Source organism: Actinomycetospora sp. (genome assembly GCF_055612215.1).
Genome location: NZ_JBVPVA010001140.1, coordinates 1 through 4,068, shown reverse-complemented (window position 1 = coordinate 4,068; position 4,068 = coordinate 1). Strand labels below are relative to the sequence as shown.

Here is a 4,068-nt window from a genome sequence, read left to right as displayed (position 1 = left end):
CGAGCCGTCCCCGGGCACCGGCACGGACCACGCCGACCTCGCCGGACCGGGGATCGGCGGCCGGCCGACGGTCGGCGCCCGCGATACCGACCACTCTTCGACCCGACGGGTCGGAATCGTCTCCGCGGCGTCGACCCGCTCGCACGGGATGCGCCGTTGCCGGTCTGCCGGTGTCTTCCTCGCGGCTATACCTCGGCCCGAACGATCCCTGATGTCACTCCCGAGAGGCGATCTCCATGGCAGACGACCTACGCGGCCTCACCGTTGCGATCCTCGCTACCGACGGCGTCGAGCGGGTGGAGCTCGAAGCGCCGCGCGGCGCGCTCTACGGGGCGGGCGCCCGCACCGAGCTGTTGTCGATCCACGACGGCGAGATCGCCGCCCGGCAGATGGACCTCGACCCGGCCGGCTCGTTCTCGGTCGACCGCCGGGTGGGCGACGCCTCGGTCGACGACTACGACGCGCTGCTCCTGCCCGGCGGCACGATGAACCCCGATCAGCTGCGCACCGACCCCGACGCGGTCGCCTTCGTGCGTTCGTTCGTGGAGACCGGGAAGCCGATCGCGTCGATCTGCCACGGCCCGTGGACGCTCGCCGAGGCCGACTGCGTCCGCGGGAAGCGGCTGACCTCGTGGCCCAGCATCCGCACCGACCTGCGCAACGCCGGGGCGGAGGTCGTCGACGAGGAGGTCTGCGTCGACGGCCAGTTCACGACCAGCCGGGGCCCTCAGGACATGGCCGCCTTCTGTGCCGCGGTCGTCGAGCAGTTCGCCGCCGTCCCCGCCCGGAGCTGACGGCTCGCCGTCGATCTCCGTCGAACGTCACCACACCCACCACGGAAGGACCCACCATGAAAGCCCTCGTCTACCACGGCCCGCGGCAGGTCAGCGTCGACGACGTGCCCGACGCCCGCATCGAGAAGCCCACCGACGTCCTGGTGCGCATCACCTCGACGAACATCTGCGGGTCGGACCTGCACATGTACGAGGGGCGCACCGACTTCGAGGAGGGCCGCATCTTCGGCCACGAGAACCTCGGTGAGGTCGTGGAGGTCGGTGACGCCGTCGACAAGGTCGCGGTCGGGGACATGGTCTCCGCGCCCTTCAACGTCAGCTGCGGGCACTGCGAGAACTGCGAGCACAGCCTGACCAACTACTGCCTGCGCGCCAACGAACCGGGTCTGGCCGGCGCCGCGTACGGGTTCGCCGACATGGGCCCCTGGCCCGGCGGGCAGGCCGAGTACCTGCGCGTCCCGTGGGGCGACTTCCAGTGCCTGCGCCTGCCCGAGGACGCCCAGGACAAGCAGGACGACTACGTCATGCTCTCCGACATCTTCCCCACCGGGTGGCACGCGACGGAGATGTCCGGCCTGAAGCCGGGGGAGAGCATCGTCATCTTCGGCGGCGGCCCCGTCGGACAGATGGCCGCCCTCTCGGCCGTCACCAAGGGCGCCGCGACGGTGATGGTGGTCGACCGTCACCCCGACCGGCTCCGGCTGGCCGAGCAGATCGGCGCCCTCGCGATCGACGACTCGCAGGGCTCACCGGTCGACCAGGTCATGGAGCACACCAAGGGCCGGGGCGCGGACCGCGGGTGCGAGTGCGTCGGCTACCAGGCCCACGACCCGCAGGGGCACGAGGACAACGCCGACACCCTCAACAAGCTGGTGTCCTCGGTGCGGTTCACCGGCGGCATCGGCACCGTCGGGGTGTTCGTCCCGCAGGACCCCGGTGGCCCCGACGAGCTCGCCCAGCACGGGAAGGCCCGCTTCGACTTCGGCAACTTCTGGTTCAAAGGTCAGCAGATGGGGACCGGGCAGGCCCCGATCAAGCGCTACAACCGCCACCTGCGCAACCTGATCGCCACGGACAAGGTCAAGCCGTCGTGGATCGTCTCCCACGACCTGCCCCTCGAGCAGGGGCCGGAGGCTTACAAGCACTTCGACGCCCGCGAGGACGGCTGGACCAAGGTCGTCCTGCACCCGGGCCAGAGCGCCTGAGCCGGTCCGGTCGTGACGGTCTCGATCGGGCAGGAGCAGCGGCGGCGCCTGGAGGCGACGCTGGGTGTGCTGGCCGAGGTGGCGTCCACGCCGGCGCGCGAGGACGAGCCGGTGATCGCGATCCGCTCCTTCGGCGCGGGCCGGTTGGCGCTGGCTCTGGCCGGCGCCGTCGACGTGGGGGTCGTCGAGCGGCTCCGGGCGCTGCTCGACGAGCAGCTGGTGCGCCAGCTGAGCGCCGTCGAGCTCGTCATCGACCTGTCCGAGGTGCGCTCCTGCGAGCCCGGCCTGGCGCGGTTGCTGGACCGCGTGCGCATCCGACGGCTCGCCGAAGGGTGCCGGGTGGAGCTGTGCAACCCGTCGGAGGCACTCGGCGTCGGCCTGGACCGGGCCACGTCGACCGGGGCCTTCACCGTGTACGACGCGGTCCGCCGCCGGGCGCCGGGCTGAGGCCGCGGGCCGCGTCGTCGCGGACCCGGCCGGCGCGGACCGCCGCGCCGGCCACCCGAGAGGAGGAGACATGAGCAGAGTCGTGGTCGATCCGACCAGGCTGGCCGACCGTGCGATCGACGCCGTCCGGGGGCTGGTCGGGATGGCCGACCAGCCCGCCCACGAGGAGACCGCCCGACCGGGTCGGTGGCTGGTGGTCACGGTCTACCGGAAGCCCGACGACGTCCGGACCGAGGTGGACGGGTCCGGTCCGTTGAGCCGCATGCGCGGTGAGATCGAGCTGACCGTGCGCCCCGCGCCCGGTGACAAGGGCACCGAGCTGGCCGCTCGTCCGACGGCGTCCGACGGGGGCTCGGCCGAGCTCCGTCGATCGGTGCGTGCGGCCCTGCGCGAGACCAAGTCGATCCTCGAGTGCGGGGAGGTCGTCGAACCGTCGCGCCCGGGATCGAGCCATCCCGGCCCGGCCGGACAGGTGCTGCGCGCGGTCACCGCGCGGGCGTGGGGAGAGGGGCGACTGTGAAGGCACTGTGCTGGGAGGGCGTCAACAAGCTCGCCGTCGAACGCGTCCCCGATCCGCGGATCCAGAACGCCCACGACGTGATCGTCAAGGTCGGCTACACCGTCACGTGCGGATCGGACCTGCACCTGCTCGACGGCTACATCCCGGCCATGGAGGCCGGCGACGTGATCGGGCACGAATTCATGGGGGAGATCGTCGAGATCGGCCCGGAGGTCACCAACCACCAGGTCGGGGACCGGGTGGTGGTGGTCTCGTTCATCGGCTGCGGGTCCTGCTGGTACTGCGACAACGACCTGTGGTCGCTGTGCGACAACACCAACACCAACCCCGGCATCACCCAGGGCCTGTGGGGCCAGGACCCTGGCGGCATCTTCGGCTACTCCCACGCGATGGGCGGCTTCATGGGCAGCCACGCCGAGTACGTCCGGGTCCCGTTCGCCGATCACGGGGCGTTCGCGATCCCCGACGGGGTCGACGACCTCTCCGCGCTGTTCGCCTCCGACGGGGTCCCCACCGGGTGGATGGGCGCCCACCTCGGCGGCGTGGGACCGGGCGACACGGTCGCGGTGTGGGGTGCCGGAGGGGTCGGGCAGATGGCGGCCCGCGCGGCGATCCTGCTGGGCGCCGAGCAGGTGATCGTCATCGACCGGCTGTCCGAGCGGCTGGACATGGTCGCCACGCACGTCGGCGCCGAGACCCTGGACTACGGCGCCACCGACGTGGGTGCCGAGCTGCGCGAGCGCACCGGCGGCCGAGGGCCCGACGTGTGCATCGAGGCCGTCGGCCAGGAGGCGCACACCTACGGCCCGGAGTACCTCTACGACAAGGTCAAGCAGCAGCTGCGCCTGGAGAACGACCGGCCCCCTGCGATCCGTGAGGCGATCATGGCCTGCCGCAAGGGCGGATCGGTGTTCTCCCTGGGGGTGTTCGCCGGGCTGGTCGACAAGTTCCCGCTCGGGGCGCTGATGAACAAGGGCCTGACCCTGCGCGGCGCCCAGCAGCACGGCCAGCGCTACGTCCCCATGCTGCTCGACCGCATCGCCCGCGGGGAGATCACCACCAGCCACCTGGCCACCCACGTCATGTCGTTGGACGAGGGCCC

At 71.8% G+C, this 4,068-nt stretch carries 5 protein-coding genes; all 5 read left to right on the top strand.

Annotated features, from left to right (window positions below; translation table 11 throughout):
• Positions 1-236: 236 nt before the first annotated feature.
• Complete coding sequence (locus tag AC0CYZ_RS30745) at positions 237-794, top strand: type 1 glutamine amidotransferase domain-containing protein (RefSeq protein WP_472221910.1); 558 nt, start codon at positions 237-239, stop codon at positions 792-794.
• 56 nt (positions 795-850) lie between these two features.
• Entirely contained in the window at positions 851-1,999 is a 1,149-nt protein-coding gene (locus tag AC0CYZ_RS30740; RefSeq protein ID WP_472221909.1) for a glutathione-independent formaldehyde dehydrogenase, read from the top strand.
• A 12-nt stretch (positions 2,000-2,011) separates the two neighbouring features.
• Positions 2,012-2,446, top strand: coding sequence for an STAS domain-containing protein (locus AC0CYZ_RS30735; RefSeq protein WP_472221908.1), 435 nt, complete (start codon positions 2,012-2,014; stop codon positions 2,444-2,446).
• A gap of 70 nt (positions 2,447-2,516) precedes the next feature.
• Entirely contained in the window at positions 2,517-2,966 is a 450-nt protein-coding gene (locus tag AC0CYZ_RS30730; RefSeq protein WP_472221907.1) for a hypothetical protein, read from the top strand.
• On the top strand, positions 2,963-4,068 hold a 1,106-nt coding region (locus AC0CYZ_RS30725), incomplete at its 3' end, for a zinc-dependent alcohol dehydrogenase (RefSeq protein ID WP_472221906.1). The genes AC0CYZ_RS30730 and AC0CYZ_RS30725, both read left to right, overlap by 4 nt.